The sequence below is a fragment of the Bacteroides sp. 3_1_23 genome, assembly GCF_000162555.1.
Classification (GTDB): Bacteria; Bacteroidota; Bacteroidia; order Bacteroidales; family Bacteroidaceae; genus Bacteroides; species Bacteroides ovatus.
Genome location: NZ_GG774949.1, coordinates 2,256,932 through 2,274,559, shown reverse-complemented (window position 1 = coordinate 2,274,559; position 17,628 = coordinate 2,256,932). Strand labels below are relative to the sequence as shown.

General features: G+C 40.8%; 18 protein-coding genes. 12 read left to right on the top strand and 6 right to left on the bottom strand.

All coding sequences use genetic code 11. The annotated features are described in order from the left end of the window. Positions 1-6 precede the first annotated feature (6 nt). The 6 genes from HMPREF9010_RS15315 (at position 7) to HMPREF9010_RS15340 (ending at position 5,304) form a co-directional block, all read left to right on the top strand. Positions 7-2,076 carry a S8 family peptidase gene (locus HMPREF9010_RS15315; RefSeq protein ID WP_008648327.1) on the top strand — a complete coding sequence of 690 codons (2,070 nt, stop codon included), beginning with the start codon at positions 7-9 and terminating at the stop codon, positions 2,074-2,076. An 8-nt stretch (positions 2,077-2,084) separates the two neighbouring features. After that, complete coding sequence (locus tag HMPREF9010_RS15320; protein WP_004297329.1) at positions 2,085-2,843, top strand: DUF1573 domain-containing protein; 759 nt, start codon at positions 2,085-2,087, stop codon at positions 2,841-2,843. Between the two features lie 21 nt (positions 2,844-2,864). Continuing rightward, positions 2,865-3,359: a lipocalin family protein gene (locus tag HMPREF9010_RS15325; RefSeq protein WP_232284331.1), complete on the top strand. Its 495-nt coding sequence runs from the start codon at positions 2,865-2,867 to the stop codon at positions 3,357-3,359. A gap of 203 nt (positions 3,360-3,562) precedes the next feature. Next, a complete protein-coding gene (locus tag HMPREF9010_RS15330; RefSeq protein ID WP_004297332.1) occupies positions 3,563-3,991 on the top strand; it encodes a Fur family transcriptional regulator in 429 nt (142 codons plus the stop codon). 22 nt (positions 3,992-4,013) lie between these two features. Then, positions 4,014-4,574: an NADH peroxidase gene (locus tag HMPREF9010_RS15335; protein ID WP_004297333.1), complete on the top strand. Its 561-nt coding sequence runs from the start codon at positions 4,014-4,016 to the stop codon at positions 4,572-4,574. A 94-nt stretch (positions 4,575-4,668) separates the two neighbouring features. Next, positions 4,669-5,304 (top strand): SagB/ThcOx family dehydrogenase, encoded by a 636-nt coding sequence (locus HMPREF9010_RS15340; RefSeq protein ID WP_032852526.1) that lies wholly within the window; start codon positions 4,669-4,671, stop codon positions 5,302-5,304. Between the two features lie 109 nt (positions 5,305-5,413). Here the strand turns inward: HMPREF9010_RS15340 and HMPREF9010_RS15345 are convergent, their stop codons facing one another. Further along, complete coding sequence (locus tag HMPREF9010_RS15345) at positions 5,414-5,878, bottom strand: thioredoxin domain-containing protein (protein ID WP_004297335.1); 465 nt, start codon at positions 5,876-5,878, stop codon at positions 5,414-5,416. 17 nt (positions 5,879-5,895) lie between these two features. Next, complete coding sequence (gene trxA, locus HMPREF9010_RS15350) at positions 5,896-6,195, bottom strand: thioredoxin (protein WP_004306008.1); 300 nt, start codon at positions 6,193-6,195, stop codon at positions 5,896-5,898. 168 nt (positions 6,196-6,363) lie between these two features. On the opposite strand from trxA, the gene HMPREF9010_RS15355 reads away from it, so the two are divergent. Together HMPREF9010_RS15355 and HMPREF9010_RS15360 are read left to right on the top strand one after the other, a co-directional pair. Then, complete coding sequence (locus HMPREF9010_RS15355; RefSeq protein WP_008648324.1) at positions 6,364-7,491, top strand: glycosyltransferase family protein; 1,128 nt, start codon at positions 6,364-6,366, stop codon at positions 7,489-7,491. After that, positions 7,488-7,670, top strand: a complete 183-nt coding sequence (locus HMPREF9010_RS15360; protein WP_004297339.1) for a type II toxin-antitoxin system HicB family antitoxin — start codon at positions 7,488-7,490, stop codon at positions 7,668-7,670. Before HMPREF9010_RS15355 ends, HMPREF9010_RS15360 begins: the two co-directional genes overlap by 4 nt. Before the next feature lie 86 nt (positions 7,671-7,756). On the opposite strand, the gene HMPREF9010_RS15365 is transcribed toward HMPREF9010_RS15360, so the two are convergent. From HMPREF9010_RS15365 to HMPREF9010_RS15375, 3 genes are read right to left on the bottom strand one after another with little or no spacing between them, the layout of a single operon-like run. Continuing rightward, entirely contained in the window at positions 7,757-9,913 is a 2,157-nt protein-coding gene (locus tag HMPREF9010_RS15365; RefSeq protein ID WP_004297340.1) for a S46 family peptidase, read from the bottom strand. Next, entirely contained in the window at positions 9,914-12,073 is a 2,160-nt protein-coding gene (locus HMPREF9010_RS15370) for a S46 family peptidase (RefSeq protein WP_032852525.1), read from the bottom strand. A 32-nt stretch (positions 12,074-12,105) separates the two neighbouring features. Next, positions 12,106-13,350, bottom strand: coding sequence for an anaerobic sulfatase-maturation protein (locus HMPREF9010_RS15375; RefSeq protein ID WP_004297342.1), 1,245 nt, complete (start codon positions 13,348-13,350; stop codon positions 12,106-12,108). A 157-nt stretch (positions 13,351-13,507) separates the two neighbouring features. On the opposite strand from HMPREF9010_RS15375, the gene HMPREF9010_RS15380 reads away from it, so the two are divergent. The 4 genes from HMPREF9010_RS15380 (at position 13,508) to HMPREF9010_RS15390 (ending at position 16,682) form a co-directional block, all read left to right on the top strand. Then, complete coding sequence (locus HMPREF9010_RS15380) at positions 13,508-14,242, top strand: DUF4369 domain-containing protein (RefSeq protein ID WP_004306014.1); 735 nt, start codon at positions 13,508-13,510, stop codon at positions 14,240-14,242. A 42-nt stretch (positions 14,243-14,284) separates the two neighbouring features. Beyond that, a complete protein-coding gene (locus HMPREF9010_RS0124315) occupies positions 14,285-14,716 on the top strand; it encodes a hypothetical protein (RefSeq protein WP_004297346.1) in 432 nt (143 codons plus the stop codon). Continuing rightward, complete coding sequence (locus tag HMPREF9010_RS15385; protein WP_004312027.1) at positions 14,691-16,040, top strand: hypothetical protein; 1,350 nt, start codon at positions 14,691-14,693, stop codon at positions 16,038-16,040. The genes HMPREF9010_RS0124315 and HMPREF9010_RS15385 overlap by 26 nt, the downstream gene beginning before the upstream one ends. 165 nt (positions 16,041-16,205) lie before the next feature. After that, positions 16,206-16,682: a hypothetical protein gene (locus HMPREF9010_RS15390; RefSeq protein WP_004306016.1), complete on the top strand. Its 477-nt coding sequence runs from the start codon at positions 16,206-16,208 to the stop codon at positions 16,680-16,682. A 98-nt stretch (positions 16,683-16,780) separates the two neighbouring features. Here the strand turns inward: HMPREF9010_RS15390 and HMPREF9010_RS15395 are convergent, their stop codons facing one another. Next, positions 16,781-17,539, bottom strand: coding sequence for a lysophospholipid acyltransferase family protein (locus HMPREF9010_RS15395; protein ID WP_004297350.1), 759 nt, complete (start codon positions 17,537-17,539; stop codon positions 16,781-16,783). Positions 17,540-17,628: the final 89 nt, after the last annotated feature.

Sequence of the window (17,628 nt, the reverse complement as noted above, 5' to 3'; positions counted from 1 at the left end):
TTGATTATGAAAAGAATATATTTAATTCTAATAGCCGCTGTAGCGATCACTTTTGCATCTTGTTCCGATCAGGATATGGATGCTGTGAAACCTGATACAGGACAGGGAGCTCCTATCATAGATTTACCCGAAGGAGCTACTCAGGGTAAAATTTTGGTAAAATTTAAACCGGAAGCGGCATCCTTTTTGGATGCTGCTACTACCCGCTCTATCGGAGGTGCTTTGACCCGTTCGGGAATTTCGGATATGGATGCAGTTCTGCAGCGAATCGGTATTTCTGAACTGGAACGTATTTTTCCGGTGGACAGTCGTACGGAAGAACGTACTCGCAAAGCGGGATTGAATCTTTGGTATATTATCCATTTTGCTGAAGATACGGATTTGGAGCAGGTAGCCAAGGACTTGTCACAAGTGGCGGATGTAGCAAAAGTCCAGTTCACTCGTGCTATTCAGCGTTCTTATGATCCGAATGTACGGGCAACTGTGCTCACCAAGCAGGCAATGACCCGTGTGGTGCATACAACTCGTGCTGTGAATACCGATGCGAACGATCCTTTTTTTAATCTACAATGGGGATGTAAGAATGATGGTTCTATTCTTCAGAATGGAGAAAAAAATGATAAAGGAGATAATGTAGTACCTGCTGTAATGGGTGTTGATGTAAATTGTGGGGAAGCCTGGAAGCTTTGTACGGGTAATCCTTCCATTGTTGTTGCTGTGCTTGATGAAGGTGTGATGTACGACCATCCTGACTTGGAAGGAAATATATGGGTGAATGAGGATGAAACATTTGCTTCAAAGGAAGATGCTGATGGAAATGGTTATGCCGGTGACCGCTATGGCTACAACTTCACAGATGATAAAGGCTATATCTCTTATGACGACCCGAATGATACCGGACATGGGACTCATGTGGCCGGGATTATCAGTGCAGTGAGGAATAATGGTGAAGGTATTAGTGGCATTGCAGGAGGGGATAAAGCCAATAATAGAGGTGGTGTAAAAATCATGAGTTGTCAGGTCTTTTCCGGTTCTAAAGGATGTGACTTGTATCAGGAAGCGAAAGCTGTGAAATATGCAGCAGATAACGGTGCCGTTATTTTGCAGTGTAGTTGGGGATATAATTCGGGGCTTTCCAATCCTATTAGTGGGTATACCCCGGGGTTTACTTCTGATAAAGATTGGGTCGATGCTGCTCCGTTGGAAAAAGAAGCCTTCGATTATTTTCTTCATAATGCCGGTTCGCCAAACGATGTCATAGACGGAGGTATCATTGTATTTGCCGCAGGTAATGAATATGCAGCTATGGCCGGATATCCGGGAGCTTATCCTGATTATATATCTGTAGCCGCTTTGGCTGCCGACGGGACTCCTTCCTGTTACTCCAACTATGCGATGGGCGTTTCTATTGCAGCTCCGGGTGGTGACAGTGATTATCATCAGAGCTCGAAAGGAAAAATATATTCCACATTACCTCCTTCTGCCAATGAAGATGGTGGGGAAAATTCTCATTACGGATATATGGAAGGAACATCGCAGGCTTGTCCACATATTTCGGGAGTAGCGGCATTGGGACTTTCTTATGCAGCTGAATTACATCGTCATTTCCGTGCAGATGAATTCCGTAAAATGATATTGGAGTCTGTCAATCCGGTGGAACCCTATTTTAAAGAAACGAAAGTTTATTGGTACACAAATGCTTCGTTCGGACAAATAGCTGCCGGACAAATGGAGCCTGCCGCTTATGCGGGCAATATGGGAACAGGGTTGATTGATGCCTATAAGCTGTTGAAAGCAGTTGAAGGAGGTGGTGTGGAGATGACTGTACCTAATATGTATGTGGCCGTCGAAGCTACAAGTAAAATCAATTATTCCCGTTATTTCAAAAATGGAGAGAATATGACCTTTACCTGTACAGTTGATGATAACTCAATTGCTACCCTTACGACAGAGAACAACATTACTTTCACTTTGAAAGGCTTGAAAGTTGGTTCTACAAAAGCTACAGTCAAGGCGAGTGACGGCACCAAGCAAGATTTTTTCATCACTGTTCGTAAGAACGATAGTTGGATGTAAACTCTATTATGAAACGATATCTTGCCGAAACCATCGAACTTGGGCTGTTCCTTCTTATTTACCTGTTTCCTGTGCATAGCTTTGCGCAGGAAACAGTCGAACAAGTCTTGCAGTTTGAACATACAGTAATGAATATAGGAACTTTATCAGAAGACGATGATCCGGCAATGTATCATTTTAAATATCATAATGTAAGCAAGAAGCCTATATACCTTTCCAAGTTAACTACTTCCTGTGGTTGTACGGTAGCCAAATATGATAAAAAGGTAGTGCAACCGGGAGAGCAGGGAGAAATCATATTGGTCTTTCATCCAATGGATCAGGCTGGTGATTTGTATAGGGAAGCGTTTGTTTATACCGATCTTTCGAAGGAGCATCCTACAGCTAAGTTGGCACTCGTCGGTAAGGTATTGCCTACCGCTGACCGATGGAGGGACTATCCTGTATATATAGGGAACACATTACGGCTGAAAAGAAAGGATTGGCAAGTCAGGATACTTTCCCGAGAAGGGAGGCAAGTGGAAAGATTTGTATGCGTTAATACAGGGAAACAGCCTTTGAGGTTATCAGCCTTGTTGTTACCGGAATACATTCACTTCCATACAGAACCGGAAATTATTTCTCCGGGAATAGAAGCTGATATGGTTCTTTCTATTGATAAGGGCTTACTACCTCAAAAGAATGAAATTACATTTCATTTTATGTTGGATGGTATTCCTGTCCGGCCTTGCGAAAGGAGAATACAGGTGAAACTATTGTTACAATAATAATTATTATAAAATATGTATATGAAAAATATATTCAAAATGATGTTACTGGTCACTATGGCATTATTTATGTCATGTGGAGACGACGATGAAGTGAAGCTTCCTGATACGAAGGATGTAAATTATGCGAATATTGCAGGGACTTGGCGATTGAGTGAATGGAATGGAGAAAAGATAGACGGTGATACACGATACTATTATATCAAGTTTGACCGGAAAGAGAAAGACGGAAAACGTTCTTATACCATTTATACAAACCTCAACAGTGCTACGTCCCAGCAAATTCCCGGCTCCTTTACTCTGAATAAAGAGGAGGATTACGGAGATGTTATTAGCGGTACTTATTATTACCAGCTTGATACGGACGATGAATGGGAATATTCATATATCGTTTCGGGGTTAACTGATATTTCAATGGTATGGACTGCTAAAGAGGATATGGGGGAAATAAAAGTTTATACTCGATGTGAGGATATACCATCAGATATCTTAACCGGAACACGAACTTCATTCTAATCTTGATACTTTTAGTATCTTTTATAATAAAACCGTTTAAGTCAGTTTCTTGCACTTAAACGGTTTTGTTTTTGTATTAATCTTCAGTAGTATAGATTATATATAAAAAAACGAAGATTTATTTGGAAATAATATTGAAACTCTTTATCTTTGCATTGAATTTATAATTGTAATGAATACAACTTTGAAAGAAAGGGAAGATAATGAAGCCATACGATCGATTATTAGAACATAATATCAAGCCGTCCATGCAGCGTATCGCTATCATGGAATATCTGATGGATAATCCGATTCATCCATCAGCTGATGATATATATACTGCACTATCTCCCTCGATGCCGACACTTTCAAAAACTACGGTTTATAATACATTGAAATTGTTTTCGGAGCAAGGAGCAGCCTTGATGCTTACAATTGATGAGAAGAATACGAACTTTGACGCAGATACTTCCGTACATTCTCATTTTTTGTGCAAGCGTTGTGGACACATTTATGATCTGAAATGCCCGGAAGCCATAAAGAAAGTGGAGAATATAGACATGGATGGTCACCAGGTATCAGAAGTTCATTATTATTATAAAGGTATTTGCAAGAATTGCTTAAGTAAAGATAAAGAAACACGTATTGACTAATTAATTTAAAATTGAGAAGAAAATGAAAAAATTTAGATGTACTGTATGCGGTTACGTTCATGAAGGTGACGCAGCTCCTGAAAAATGCCCATTGTGTAAAGCTCCTGCCAGCAAATTCGTAGAAGTTGTTGAGGTAGAAGGTGGCGCATTGTCTTTTGCTGACGAACACGTTATTGGTGTGGCAAAAGGTTGTGACGAAGAAATGATTAAGGACCTGAACAATCACTTCATGGGAGAATGTACTGAAGTTGGTATGTATTTGGCAATGAGCCGTCAGGCAGACCGTGAAGGTTATCCTGAAGTAGCTGAAGCTTTCAAACGTTACGCTTGGGAAGAAGCTGAACATGCTGCTAAGTTTGCAGAATTGTTGGGCGACTGCGTATGGGATACTAAAACGAACCTGCAGAAACGTAAAGATGCTGAACAAGGTGCATGCGAGGACAAAAAACGTATCGCAACTCGTGCTAAAGCTCTGAATCTGGATGCTATCCATGACACTGTACACGAAATGTGCAAAGACGAAGCTCGTCACGGCAAAGGTTTTGAAGGATTGTACAACCGTTATTTCGGCGATAAGAAATAATTAAGCCTAATAAACTCTTAAAAGGTCTGTATTCTGCAACGAATACAGACCTTTTTTATTTATATTTGTCTATCAATTTTTAAATACCACAGTTATGAGGAAAATACAACTATTGTTAGTTTGTTTAATGCTTTCGGTGGCTGCTTTTGCTGCTGATAAAGTGATTAAATTGCCGAAGCCTAATTTAAACCGTACCAGTGCGGTGATGAAGGCATTGTCTGAACGACATTCAACTCGCGAGTATGCTTCTAAATCATTGAGTCTGTCGGATCTGTCTGATTTGTTATGGGCTGCTAATGGGATAAACCGTAAGGAATCCGGAATGAGAACAGCTCCGTCGGCGTTGAATAAGCAGGATGTGGATGTATATGTAGTATTACCTGAAGGAAGTTATCTGTATGATGCTAAAAATCATCAGTTGACTCTGGTTGCTGAAGGAGATCATCGTGGAGCAGTAGCCGGTGGACAGGCATTTGTGAAAACAGCTCCGGTGTCTTTGGTGTTAATCAGTGATCTTTCCAGATTTGGAGATGCGAAGAGTGCACGCAGCCAGTTGATGGGGGCTATGGATTCCGGCATCGTTTCTCAAAATATTTCAATATTCTGTTCCGCTGCTAACATAGCAACAGTGCCACGCGCTTCGATGGACAATGAACAATTGAAGAAAGTTTTGAAATTGAAAGATAGCCAAATGCCAATGATGAATCATCCTGTGGGATACTTCAAATAAGGATTGGCAAGATATACAAAAGAGTGACGGTATCCCGCAAGGATACCGTCACTCTTTTCCTATTATAGCGTTACTATCCCGACCGGATAGCGTCACTATATTTTCTTCTTTACTTCAAGAGAAATTCATCAATCGCTTTTTTGTAAGTTGCCTTGTCAGCAGCTCCACGGAAAAGCTGTGGATCTCCTTTCATGGGAATGAATACAAACAATGGAATACTTGTTGCATTAAATAAAGCTGCCAGTTCTTTTTGTTTATCTACATTGACTTTGTAGATGACAATTTTTCCGGCATATTCCTTTGCCAATTCTTTCATGATAGGAGCTGTTTGGCGACATGGTCCGCACCAATCTGCATATAAGTCGATGATGGCGGGCTTATTACCTTTATAATTCCACTCCTTTGATTTCTCATAATCGAAGACGTCTTTCAGAAACATATCTTTGTCCATTACGACGACTTCACCGTTACCTGTTACCTCTTTTTTACCTTGATTAGTTTCCCTACTGTCATTGAATGCGTATACAATTACACTTGCCATGACGAGGGCTACCATTACTAATACTTTCTTCATTCGTTATTATTATCTTTTTATGTATAATGCTTCTCGATAACCCCTTGTAGTTCGCTACTATGGATTACGCCGGAATGTCTCCAGACAGCCTCTCCATTCTTGAACAGTATAAAGGTTGGTACAGCTTGTATGCGATATTTAGTAGCCAGGTCTTCATGCTGGTCAACGTCTATCTTTGCAATACGTGCTTTATCTCCCACAATAAGTTTTAGTTCTTCTAAAACCGGTTTCATTGCTTTGCAAGGTCCACACCATTCTGCAAAGAAATCAACTAAAACGGGCACTGGTGACTGTATTAAATCTTCAAATTTTTCCATAATCTTTTCTTTCTTAGAGTTAAAAAGCAGTCTTTGAAGACCGCAAATATAATTTCTATTTTATTATATAACGAGAAAAAGCTGATTTTGTTCATGAAATAGTAATCATAGAGTCATCATCTTGTAATGTGAAAGAGGGAACTTTGCGTATCTAAAAATAATGGAACTATGAAATTTTTATTTATTGTTCAAGGTGAGGGGAGAGGGCATTTTACACAGGCAATCACTCTCGAAGAAATGTTATTGCGCAATGGGCATGAAGTAGTGGAAGTCTTAGTCGGGAAAAGCTCGACACGTACTTTGCCGGGATTTTTCAATCGGAGTATTCATGCACCGGTGAAGCGATTCATTAGTCCGAACTTTCTGCCTACGGCAGATAATAAACGGGCGAACCTGACGAAAAGCTTTGCATACAATTTATTAAGATTACCGGAGTATCTTCGTAGCATGTATTATATAAATCAGCGGATCAGGGAGACAGGGGCGGAAGTTGTCATCAACTTCTACGAGCTTTTAACCGGACTTACCTATGCACTCTTCCGTCCCTCCGTTCCGTATATTTGTGTTGGGCATCAGTATCTGTTTTTACATCGTGATTTCGAGTCTCCGGATAAAAATTCGTGCCAGTTATGGATGCTGCGTTTCTTTACCCGGATGACCGCTCTAAGATCTTCGAAGAAACTGGCTTTGTCTTTCCTGGAAATGGAACAGGATGATATGAATCAAATAGTGACCGTTCCTCCATTGATTCGTCAGGAAGTGACCGCTATCCGTCCGGAAAAGGGTGATTATATTCATGGATATATGGTTAATTCCGGGTTTGCTGATAGCGTGGAGAGTTTTCATGCGAAACATCCGGAAGTTCCTTTAACTTTTTTCTGGGATAGATCGGATGCTGAAGAGGTGACACGGATTGACGAAACATTGAGTTTCCATCAAATAGATGATGTGAAGTTTCTTAATGCTATGGCGGGTTGTAAGGCTTATGCCAGTACGGCAGGCTTCGAGTCTATTTGCGAAGCAATGTATCTTGGAAAACCTGTATTAATGGTTCCAGCACATATTGAACAAGACTGCAATGCCTATGATGCAATGAAAGCGGGGGCAGGAATAATCAGTGATTCCTTTGATTTGCAGCCGTTGCTTCGTTTTGCAGGAGAATATACTCCGAACCGTCATTTCGTTTATTGGGTTCGTAGCTGTGAACGTCGGATGATCCGTGAACTGGAGAAACTGGCAGCTTCACATTCAGAAATAACTTCAATACCAACATTCACTAATTATTTACCAATATGAAACTAAACAGAACGGATTATGTGCTTGAACGCGCATCAGATGGTGGCTACTATGCCTGGTTGACTGTAAATATGCAATGTAATGCTTATGGGGAATCTCCTGAAGAAGCAGTTCAGAATTTACAGAATATAATGAATGAGATGATTGACGAGATGTATATGGTGGAAGAGTTTATATAAATTGAAAATAGAGAATTAAAAATTGAGAAATATAATGCCAGATGGCATAACTTTTATTTCTCAATTTTTAATTCTCAACTCTCAATTTACTCAATGCTAAGTTCGTCGATGATATGAGAGGCTCCTGCGTATTTATCGATGATAAACAAGGTATAGCGGATGTCAACACAAGCGGCTCGCTGCGATGAAGGACGGAAAGCAATGTCTCCTGTTAAGCCTTCAAAGTTGCGGTCGAAAGCAGTTCCAACCAGCTGACCTTTGCTGTTAAATACTGGGCTGCCGGAGTTTCCTCCTGTATTATCGGTGTTTACGATAAAGCAGACAGGCATTTCACCGTTTTTGCCATAACGTCCATAATCCTGGGATTTATATAACTCTTTTAGCTTTTGAGGCACTACGAATTCCCAGTTTCCCTGATCTTCTTTTTCCATCACACCTTTGAGGGTGGTATGAGCATCATATACCACACCGTCAGCCGGTTCATAAGAAAGCACCTGGCCGTATGTCAATCGTAAAGTAGAGTTCGCATCCGGATAAATCGGCGTTCCTTTTTCCTGTCTCATGTCCATCATGCCTTTCACCCATACTTTATGAGCTGCGTCATAGTTCTGATTGGCTTCTTTCATGGCAATGGCTGTTTTCAGAATTCCGTCGGTAACAGAATATTTGAATAATACCATCCAGTCATATCCTATTTTATACAAACTTGGTTTCTTGATAAACTTCTCAAAGTTTTTAGGATTGCCGAAAATGGACTGTTCGAAACAGGCATCAACGAAGGCGTCAATACTTCCCTTGAAACGAGAATTGATGATTTCGAAGATGTTGATTCGTTGTTCTGCAGGAATGTAGTTGGCATAAGTCTTCAGCATTTCTTTCGCTACCATCCGTTCCACGTCGGGGAAAGGGACAGAAGCAAAATACTTATCACCTTCTTTCTTCAGTTTTAGTTTTGCTTCTTTTATCTGTTCTTTATCTTTCGATTTCAGAGCGGTAACCAATTCTGTCGTGGAAGGGATACGCATAAAATCAAGGGCGGTGACCAATGCTTCATTGATAGCCTGCTGATGATATAGCGCATCGCGTCGGTGAGATACAATAGAGCGAATCTCATCAAAGGCTTTCTGATACGAATCATCTCCCTTTTCACGGCCGCGGGCTAATAGTTCTTCTTGCTGTGCACGTTTGGTATCCAGTACATTGAGGCGTATCAGTCCTTCATTCATGCCGATTGCATTTTTCCAATAATTGGCCGAAGAAGCATATTTGCTTGCATAATGAATACGCACTGCCGGATCTTTCAGCATTTGCTCCATAAGTACTTTCTGACGGGCTCCGCGTACATGCTGGCGCATGAAATTGGTCGTTTGCATCCGTTCTTCCACTTCGTCGGCAATCATATACCGCCAGTTACGTCCGGGGAATCCCATGACAAAGGTGAAATCTCCTTCCTGAACTCCGGCGAGGCTGATCTTCAGATGTTTTTTCACTTGCAGAGGAACGTTGTCTTTAGAATATTCTGCCGGTTTTCCATTCTTGTCCGCGTAAATACGGAAGAGAGAAAAGTCGCCTGTGTGACGAGGCCACATCCAGTTGTCGGTATCAGCTCCGAATTTACCGATGGAAGAAGGAGGAGCCCCTACCATACGAATATCACTGTATACTGTTTTGATGAACAGATAATATTTGTTTCCTCCATAAAAAGCCTTGAGCTCCAACTTTGTTGCAGGAGTTATTTCTATATTCTCGGCTTTGGCAAAACGTTCTGCTACGTTGCCAAGATAACTTGGAGATAGATAATTAACACCATCCGGGTCCGGATCTTTTTTCAGTTGTTCGTTGACGTAATCCGTCACATCGAGAATCCGGTCGATAAAAGTGACGGTTAATCCCGGAGTAGGGAGTTCCGCATCACGGTTCATAGCCCAGAAACCATCTGTCAGATAGTCATGTTCTACATTACTATGTTGCTGGATAGCTCCATAACCACAGTGATGGTTAGTCAGTACCAGTCCTTCGGAAGAGATAACTTCTCCCGTACATCCTCCTCCGAAGTGTACAACAGCGTCTTTTAGAGAAAGACCATTTGCGTTGTATACTTCCTCTATCGGAATTTCGAGGCCAAGTTCGCGCATGGAAACTGCGTTCTGGGTTTTCAGATCGGTTAGCATCCACATGCCTTCGTCGGCGTGGATGCTAAGAGTGGCCAGTGAAAATAGGACAAATAGGATTTGTTTTCTCATTTATTCTACGATTGTCATTTCATTGATTAGGTGTCCGCAGTTTCCTAACTTTTCCAGAATGAACAGGACATAACGGATATCCAGGTTAATACAACGTTGTAGGTTGTTGTCGAAATTGATGTCACCGCTTAATGATTCCCAGTTGCCATCAAAAGCACAACCGATCAGTTCTCCGTTTTCATTCAATACCGGGCTGCCGGAGTTACCACCGGTGATGTCGTTGGTCGACAGGAAGCAGACAGGCATATCACCATTTGGCAAAGCATAACGGCCATAATCTTTCTTTTCAATCAGTTCTTTCAGTTTGGCAGGTACAACGAATTCACGGTCTTCCGGATTTTCTTTTTCAAGAATACCTTTAGTGGTCGTATAGTAGTTGTAGTGTACGCCGTCTTTCGGATCATAAGGTTTCACGTTACCATAGGTCAGACGAATGGTGAAGTTTGCATCCGGATAAGAAGGTACAGGCAACTTCATTTCACCTAGACCACGGATATAAGTTTTGTGCAGCAAAGCTAGTTCCCGATCCATATCCTTGAGTTGGGAAGCCAGTGTATCCATTAAGTCGTATTTAGACTGGCAGTATTGCAGTGCCAGATCATTGTCAATCGCTTTCACTGAAGGCTTCTTTGTAAACTTCTCGAAGTTTGCCCGGTTGGCAAAAATAGAGTTGTCATACATATCATCAACGAATTTGTTATAATCGCCTTTATATTTCTGCTCAATAACCTTATAAATAGAAGGACGTTGGTTTGCCGGAATCATTTCAGCATATAAGGGGAACAAGGCTTTCGCTACCTTGCGGTCTACTTCATGATCGTAATCTTTGTTATGGATGCTTTCGTAAGTGCTTTCCAAGGCTTTCATGCGTGCTTCGATTACAGAATCGTTTTTCTCAAGCAATGCTTCGCGTGTTTTAGTCAACATCACATTGCCAAATTCGATAGCTCCGAAGAAAGTCTCTCTCAAACAGGTGTACTGATAGTTGAGAGGAGTTGTCTTAGCTACCAGGTCATCAATGTTCTTCACTACCGCTGCATATTCAGCATTGTTTTGTGCTTTTGCAAACTCTGCGAATTTGGCTTCTTGTGCAGCTTTTGTTCCCAATACATCATTATCGATGATGGCCTTATTCATGCCGATGGAGTTTTTCCAATAGTTGCTGGAACCCGCATACTTGTTAGCATATTGAATACGGATTTTGTCACTGGCATTCATTACCTCTTTCAGGACAGCCAAACGTGCACCACGAATACGGATACGTGGATCGTTTTCCGATTCCATACGTTCTTTTACTTCTGATACGGTCAGGTAGCGGCTCGTACTTCCGGGGAATCCCATAATCATTGCATAATCTCCTTCTTTCAATCCTTTGATAGAGATAGACAAATGTTTCTTGGTTTTCAGTGGGACGTTACTCTCGCTGTATTCTGCAGGTTCACCATTTGCATCTGCATAAATACGGAACATGGAAAAGTCACCGGTATGACGCGGCCACATCCAGTTGTCTGTTTCACCACCAAACTTACCGATAGAAGAGGGTGGAGCGGCTACCATACGTACATCCGGATATATTTTCTTATAGAAAAGATAGAATTTATTTCCGGCATAGAACGGAAGAGCTTGCGGAACAATTCCCTTTTTGTCTGCCAGGTCACTTTTAAAATAAAGATCATGAGCCAGCTTTTGAAGGAATATATTGCTGAATGATTCGGATTCGGTGATTTCTTTCGCCGCGATCTTGGCATTGACAATATCCGTAATATCTTCGATACGTTCGATAAATGTGAATTGCAATCCCGGAGTAGGGAGTTCTTTGTCTTTGGAAGTAGCCCAGAAACCATCAGTCAGATAATCGTGCTCAACACTACTATGTTGCTGGATGGAGGCGTAGCCACAATGGTGATTGGTCAGAATCAAACCTTCGGGTGAGATAATTTCTCCGGTACATCCGCCTCCGAATATACCTACGGCATCTTTAAGAGAAATTCCATTCGGATTATATAGGTCCTGTGCTTCCAGTTTTAATCCTTGTTTTTTCATCATGTCTATGGAGTGTTGCTGTTGCATCAGTTGCAATAGCCACATACCCTCATCCGCTTTAACGGAACATACAAAAAGCGCAGCCAGCGCTAATAGATAAAGTCTTAGTCTGTTCATTATTTAATGATAAAATTAAAATATATGATTGGTTAGTATTCAATTTTCAAATCTCCGTTCTTCAGTGCTTCCATGATATTAGCAGGCGGACGTTGATTCATCAGTTCGTTTTTCATAAAGTCCATATAAGGAGCTACATGCTTAAAGAACTGGTAATAGCCTTTGCATAAGTAATTCAATCCCGGTTCGCCTTCTGCCGTTTGGCTGAAACGATTTTTCGGGCATTCTCCGTTGCAGGCAAACAGGAACTCACATTCCTTGCATTGAGTAGGGAGAGACTGATATTTCATGTTCCCGAAATTGTGCTGACGCTCGCTATGCATCATTTCCACCAGAGTTTTACTATAAATGTTACCTAATTTATATTCGGGAAATACAAAATGGTCGCACGAATAAACATCTCCGTTGAATTCCATCACACCGGCATGACCGCAGGTCTTTGCCATTGTGCATATACCAGGCTGTTCGCCCATCCAGTTCGCCAGAGTCGAATCGAATATTTGTACATAGTACTTGCCTACATCTTCTTTCACCCATTCGTCGAAAAGAGCACAAAGGAAGTTGCCCCATTGCTCCGGAGTGATCGAAAAATCGGCAAGAGTTCCGGCTTTATTTTCTGCAAGAGAAGCGAGGTGACGACCGTCCTCATGTGAGAGAATACGTTCAACGATAGGAGCGAACTGGATATACTGACAACCGATTTCTTTGAAGAAACGATAAAAGTCTAGTGGATAGTCGGCATTGAAGTCATTAATAACTGCCATCGCATTCCATTCCACCCCATGTTTTTTCAAAAGATTGATGCCTTGCATCACTTTCACAAAAGAGGGTTTTCCCATTTTATTTTTGCGATACTCGTCATGAAACTCCTGGGGACCATCGATAGAGACTCCTACCAGCCAATTATTTTCACGGAAGAACTCGCACCATTCGTCGGTGAGCATGGTTCCGTTGGTTTGGATGCAGTTGTCGATCGTTCGTCCGCGGGCATACTTTTTTTGTAGTTCCATCGCCTTTTTATAGAAGGAGAGCGGTCGCATCAGCGTTTCTCCTCCGTGCCAGGTGAAAAGCACCTGCGGCATGGTTTGTGAGTTAATGTACTCGTCGATAAACTTTTCCAGAAGTTCATCGCTCATTACGTGTTTCAGATTGTCTTTGTATAGGTTGGCCTTTTCCAAATAGTAGCAATAATCGCATGCTAGATTACATACGGCACCTACAGGCTTTACCATTACATAAAGCGGTTTGGCAAAAGGGGCAAATGTTGATGTTTTCATGACCGCAAAATTAGATAAACTAAATGAAAAAAATAGCCTTATACCTATGTTTATAAGGATTATTAAAGAAAAGAGTCTTACAAGATTTAAATATTGATAAAATGTTTCTTTGAATTCTGAATCAGTTGTACCTTTGTACCCAGAATTTAATGAATAGATGAACGTGAATAAAATTTTGCCTTTTTTGCTTTTGCTTCCGTTTTTGGCTTCCTGCACCAGTAAGTACAAGATTGAAGGAACCTCTTCAGTGAATAGTCTGGATGGAAAGATGTTGTATCTTAAGTCCCTTCGTGATGGAGAGTGGGTGAAGCTGGATTCAGCTGAAGTAGTGCATGGTCTGTTCTCAATGAAAGGGAAAATAGATTCCGTACAGATGGTGACACTTTATATGGATGAAGAAAGCATTATGCCGATTGTGTTGGAAAGTGGGAAGATAACTGTTACCATTAGCAATACGGACCTCAAGGCAGTCGGAACATCTTTAAATAATGCACTGTACGAGTTTATCAGCAAAAGAAACCAATTGGAAGAAAGCATTGGTGAACTGGAGCAGAAGGAAACCCGTATGGTACTGGATGGAGGCGATCTGGATGAGATTCACGGTCAGTTGGTGGTGGAAGGAGACTCACTGATGAAAGCGATGAATCAGTATGTGAAAACGTTCATCTCCGATAATTACGAAAATGTGCTGGGACCCAGTGTGTTTATGATGCTCTGCAGCTCTTTGCCCTATCCCATTATGACTCCGCAGATTGATGATATAATCAAGGATGCTCCTTATTCTTTTAAAGACAATAAGCTGGTTAGAGAGTTCCTGTCTAAAGCAAGAGAAAACATGAAGTTGATAGAAGAACATCAACGATTGGAACAAAATGCTTCAACAAATAAGTAATACTTGAGTTTTTTGTGTATTTTTGCACAAAACTCAAGTAAAGTGAAAACGACTACTGTTTCGGTATACGCCGCTTTCTTTTTTATTTTAGTCTTATCAGTTTCTTGTCATAGAGATTCGGAGGCCCCTGATGCGGCATTCCAGAGGATTGAAATGTGCATGGAATCTCTTCCGGATACAGCTCTGTATCTATTAAAGTCAATACCTCATACTGAAAAATTGCGTGGAAAGTTGCAGGCGGATTATGCACTTTTATTGACGCAGGCGATGGATCAGAACTATGTGAAGTTTACTTCTGACTCATTGATTGCACTGGCGCTGAATTACTATACTGTAGAGCGTGGTGACTCTGTTACGCGTGCTAAAGCGCAGTATTATTATGGAAGAGTGCTGCGTGAATTGGGCAAAGATGAAGAGGCTTTGACGTTTTTATCTTCGGCAAAAGGAAATGTTCGGGAATATTCAATGTTGTAAGATGTTTGCAATGGCTACTGATGAGATAGGGATGATTAACCGGAAAAAGAAATTGTATCAGGAGTCGTTGAAGAATTTTCGGGAGTCATATACGATCTATGAAGAGTTGAAAGATTCTTTGAGTCTTGTCAGAGCCGGGCAAAATATAGGCCGGGCTTATTTGTTTCAGAATAAATGGGATAGCTGCTATTTCTATTATACTTACGCTTTAGAACTAGCCAGGGAAAAGCAATATCCGTCTGAAGTTTCCATTTTACATGAGTTGGGGATACTGTACCGTTCCATGGGAGAACTGAAAAAGTCAGAACGCTATTTTCTTGCAGCTTATGAAAAAGAAACGGATGAAGAAAGGAAATACGTGGAGTGTATGTCTCTCGGCTATTTGTATATACAGATGGGCGATGCAGAGAATGCCCGGAAATATTTTAAGATGAGTATCAATTCTTCTAAAGAATATACCCGTATTGACGCATATAACAATTTATACTTTCTTGAAAAAGATATTGATAATTTTGAAGAAGCGATTATCTACCATGAAAAAGCGGACTCTATCGTGAATGTATTGGATGAAGTCGATTCGCAGGAGTTGATAACAGAACTGCAAAAGCAGTACGAGAACGAGAAACTCCGGAATGATAATCTACAACTGAAAGTGGACCGTACAGTTTTTATATTTTGCGGTACGGTTATTTTCCTGATTGTGGCCTTCTATATGTGTTATTACTACTACAAAAGTAAAAATCACAGGAAGAAGATTGCCGAAATCGAATCCCAGATTAGAGATAATGAAGAGGAGATAAAGCGATACCAGCAGGAGATGGAAGAAATCCAGGAGTTGAAAGATCAAGTACTGGAAGAGAACCGCATACTGGAAGAAAATCGAATGAAGGTAGGCGAGTTGAATGGAAAGATTGTACTTCTAAGTATGCAGAACAAAACCTTATCGGGACTGTTGAAAGAACTGGGAGGAGAATTAACTGTCGGACCCTCTTCTGAACAGTACATATCCGCTTTTCGTCTGCTGCTTGCTATCAAAGAGGGAACATTAAGAGGTAAATTGTCTAATGGAGAACGCTATAAATTGTTTAGCCTGTTTGATTTTCTCTATTCTAATTACGTTACCCGGTTGCTTGACAAAACTCCTTTATTAACTAAACATGATCTTGAGATCTGTTGCTTTCTTAAATTTGGACTGACCAATGAAGAACTGGCGCGTATTTTTCAGACCTCTTCCGATTCTGTTACCAAAGCAAAAGGAAGGCTGAAAGGTCGATTAGGCATTTCTCCACAAGAAGATTTGAATGTGTTTTTAAGGGATTTTTGATAAATAAAAAATGAATTGTCCGGGTCATTAATAGAACGCTAATCTGTATTTGATTGAAATGTAAGTGCTTACGAAAAATCAGGCGCACTGATTTTGTCCGGGTGACTTTTTTTGTGTTTTCGGATGCATGCTGTACTTTTGACACAACAAAAACCAAATAGCTATATGAAAAATCCTAATGAATTATCTGCCGCCTCTTCTTTGAGAGGTGACGAATTGCAGTTAATAGAACAAAAAGCCAGCATTGTTGTCGGAATAGCAAATTCTCGCACCAGGTTACGGATAGGAATTCTATTAAGTAAATATTCAGAGTATCAGGTGGATTATATATCCTCCGAGAGTGAGATCGGTAAACTGATTGAAGAAGCCGACTTGATTATTGGTGCGGGGATTACCGCTTACGAAGGGGTATTGCGCCGAAAGCCGGTGATTGTAGTGGGTGATTATGGCTTGGGAGGTCTGGTTACTCCGGATACATTCCGCAAGCATTATAACAATCGGTTTAGAGGGAAGATTAATGGTGTCAGAAATGAATCTTTCTCATTAGAGAATTTAGAAAAGGAAATTTATAAAAGTTTTAATTTGACTTTTCAAGAATTACAAATGATGTCAAACCAAACCATAACCTTGCAAAACATCTAAATATCTGAATTTCTTAATTTAATAGTTTGATGCATAAAACTGGTTAGGAATATGGGGGTGCGTGAGCATCCCCATATTTATATAAGATTATGTACTGACTATCGGTCTTGATCTTCGTTTTTCACCATTCCCTTGTATTGTTCCGGCAGGGCGCTTTCAACCGCAGCGTAGGCCTCTGCCATGGTTGCCTTGATATTTTCCATTCCTTTCCCTTTGGGAGGAATAGGCTCGTGAATAGTCAGAATCATGCGATGACGGTGTATCCATTTGCCTGTGCGTGGCAGAATCTCGAATGAGCCGTCAATGGTGACGGGTACAACCGCCAACTGTAAATCATCAGCCAACTGGAAAGCGCCTTTCTTAAAGTATCCCATGTGTCCTGTAAATGTACGCGCTCCTTCAGGAAAGACTACGAGAGAAACCCCGTCTTTCAATGAGTCTTTTGCCTGCCGGATTGTTTCCAATACTTTTTTAGGACCAGATCTGTCTACAAAGATATGTCCTGCACTTTCACAGGCTTTTCCTACAAACGGCAGTTTGCGCAGGCTTTTTTTCATCATCCACTTAAAGTTTCTTCCGATGAAGCCGTAAATAAGGAAAATATCAAATGAACCCTGATGGTTAGGTACGAAAATATAGGAAGTCTTGTCATGCAACTTTTCACGTCCCTCAATCTTCACGGGAATCAATAGAAACAGACAAATTAATTGTGACCAAATCTTCCCCGGATAATATCCCCAGATGTGGGCTCCTCCCAAGAGAGAACCTACAATAGTGACGATTGCCGTGAGGATGGTCAACACTAATAAAATAGGCAAAGCGATGCAAATCTGATAAATATAATACAGTATCTTCATAGGGTTGGATTTTTATCCTGCAAATATACATGATTATTGGTAAAAAAGAGAGGCAGATGTGATATAATCTTTTTGATTGTGTTATTTTT

Bases quoted from the DNA above. Each gene is read 5' to 3' on its own strand.
- HMPREF9010_RS15315 (WP_008648327.1), top strand. From the start codon at position 7: ATGAAAAGAATATATTTAATTCTAATAGCCGCTGTAGCGATCACTTTT.
- HMPREF9010_RS15345 (WP_004297335.1), bottom strand. From the start codon at position 5,878: ATGAAGAAAGTATTAGTAATGGTAGCCCTCGTCATGGCAAGTGTAATT.
- HMPREF9010_RS15375 (WP_004297342.1), bottom strand. From the start codon at position 13,350: ATGAAAACATCAACATTTGCCCCTTTTGCCAAACCGCTTTATGTAATG.
- HMPREF9010_RS15360 (WP_004297339.1), top strand. From the start codon at position 7,488: ATGAAACTAAACAGAACGGATTATGTGCTTGAACGCGCATCAGATGGT.
- HMPREF9010_RS15385 (WP_004312027.1), top strand. From the start codon at position 14,691: ATGTTCGGGAATATTCAATGTTGTAAGATGTTTGCAATGGCTACTGAT.
- HMPREF9010_RS15370 (WP_032852525.1), bottom strand. From the start codon at position 12,073: ATGAACAGACTAAGACTTTATCTATTAGCGCTGGCTGCGCTTTTTGTA.
- HMPREF9010_RS15330 (WP_004297332.1), top strand. From the start codon at position 3,563: ATGAAGCCATACGATCGATTATTAGAACATAATATCAAGCCGTCCATG.
- HMPREF9010_RS15340 (WP_032852526.1), top strand. From the start codon at position 4,669: ATGAGGAAAATACAACTATTGTTAGTTTGTTTAATGCTTTCGGTGGCT.
- HMPREF9010_RS15335 (WP_004297333.1), top strand. From the start codon at position 4,014: ATGAAAAAATTTAGATGTACTGTATGCGGTTACGTTCATGAAGGTGAC.
- trxA (WP_004306008.1), bottom strand. From the start codon at position 6,195: ATGGAAAAATTTGAAGATTTAATACAGTCACCAGTGCCCGTTTTAGTT.
- HMPREF9010_RS15355 (WP_008648324.1), top strand. From the start codon at position 6,364: ATGAAATTTTTATTTATTGTTCAAGGTGAGGGGAGAGGGCATTTTACA.
- HMPREF9010_RS15380 (WP_004306014.1), top strand. From the start codon at position 13,508: ATGAACGTGAATAAAATTTTGCCTTTTTTGCTTTTGCTTCCGTTTTTG.
- HMPREF9010_RS15395 (WP_004297350.1), bottom strand. From the start codon at position 17,539: ATGAAGATACTGTATTATATTTATCAGATTTGCATCGCTTTGCCTATT.
- HMPREF9010_RS15320 (WP_004297329.1), top strand. From the start codon at position 2,085: ATGAAACGATATCTTGCCGAAACCATCGAACTTGGGCTGTTCCTTCTT.
- HMPREF9010_RS15325 (WP_232284331.1), top strand. From the start codon at position 2,865: ATGAAAAATATATTCAAAATGATGTTACTGGTCACTATGGCATTATTT.
- HMPREF9010_RS15365 (WP_004297340.1), bottom strand. From the start codon at position 9,913: ATGAGAAAACAAATCCTATTTGTCCTATTTTCACTGGCCACTCTTAGC.
- HMPREF9010_RS15390 (WP_004306016.1), top strand. From the start codon at position 16,206: ATGAAAAATCCTAATGAATTATCTGCCGCCTCTTCTTTGAGAGGTGAC.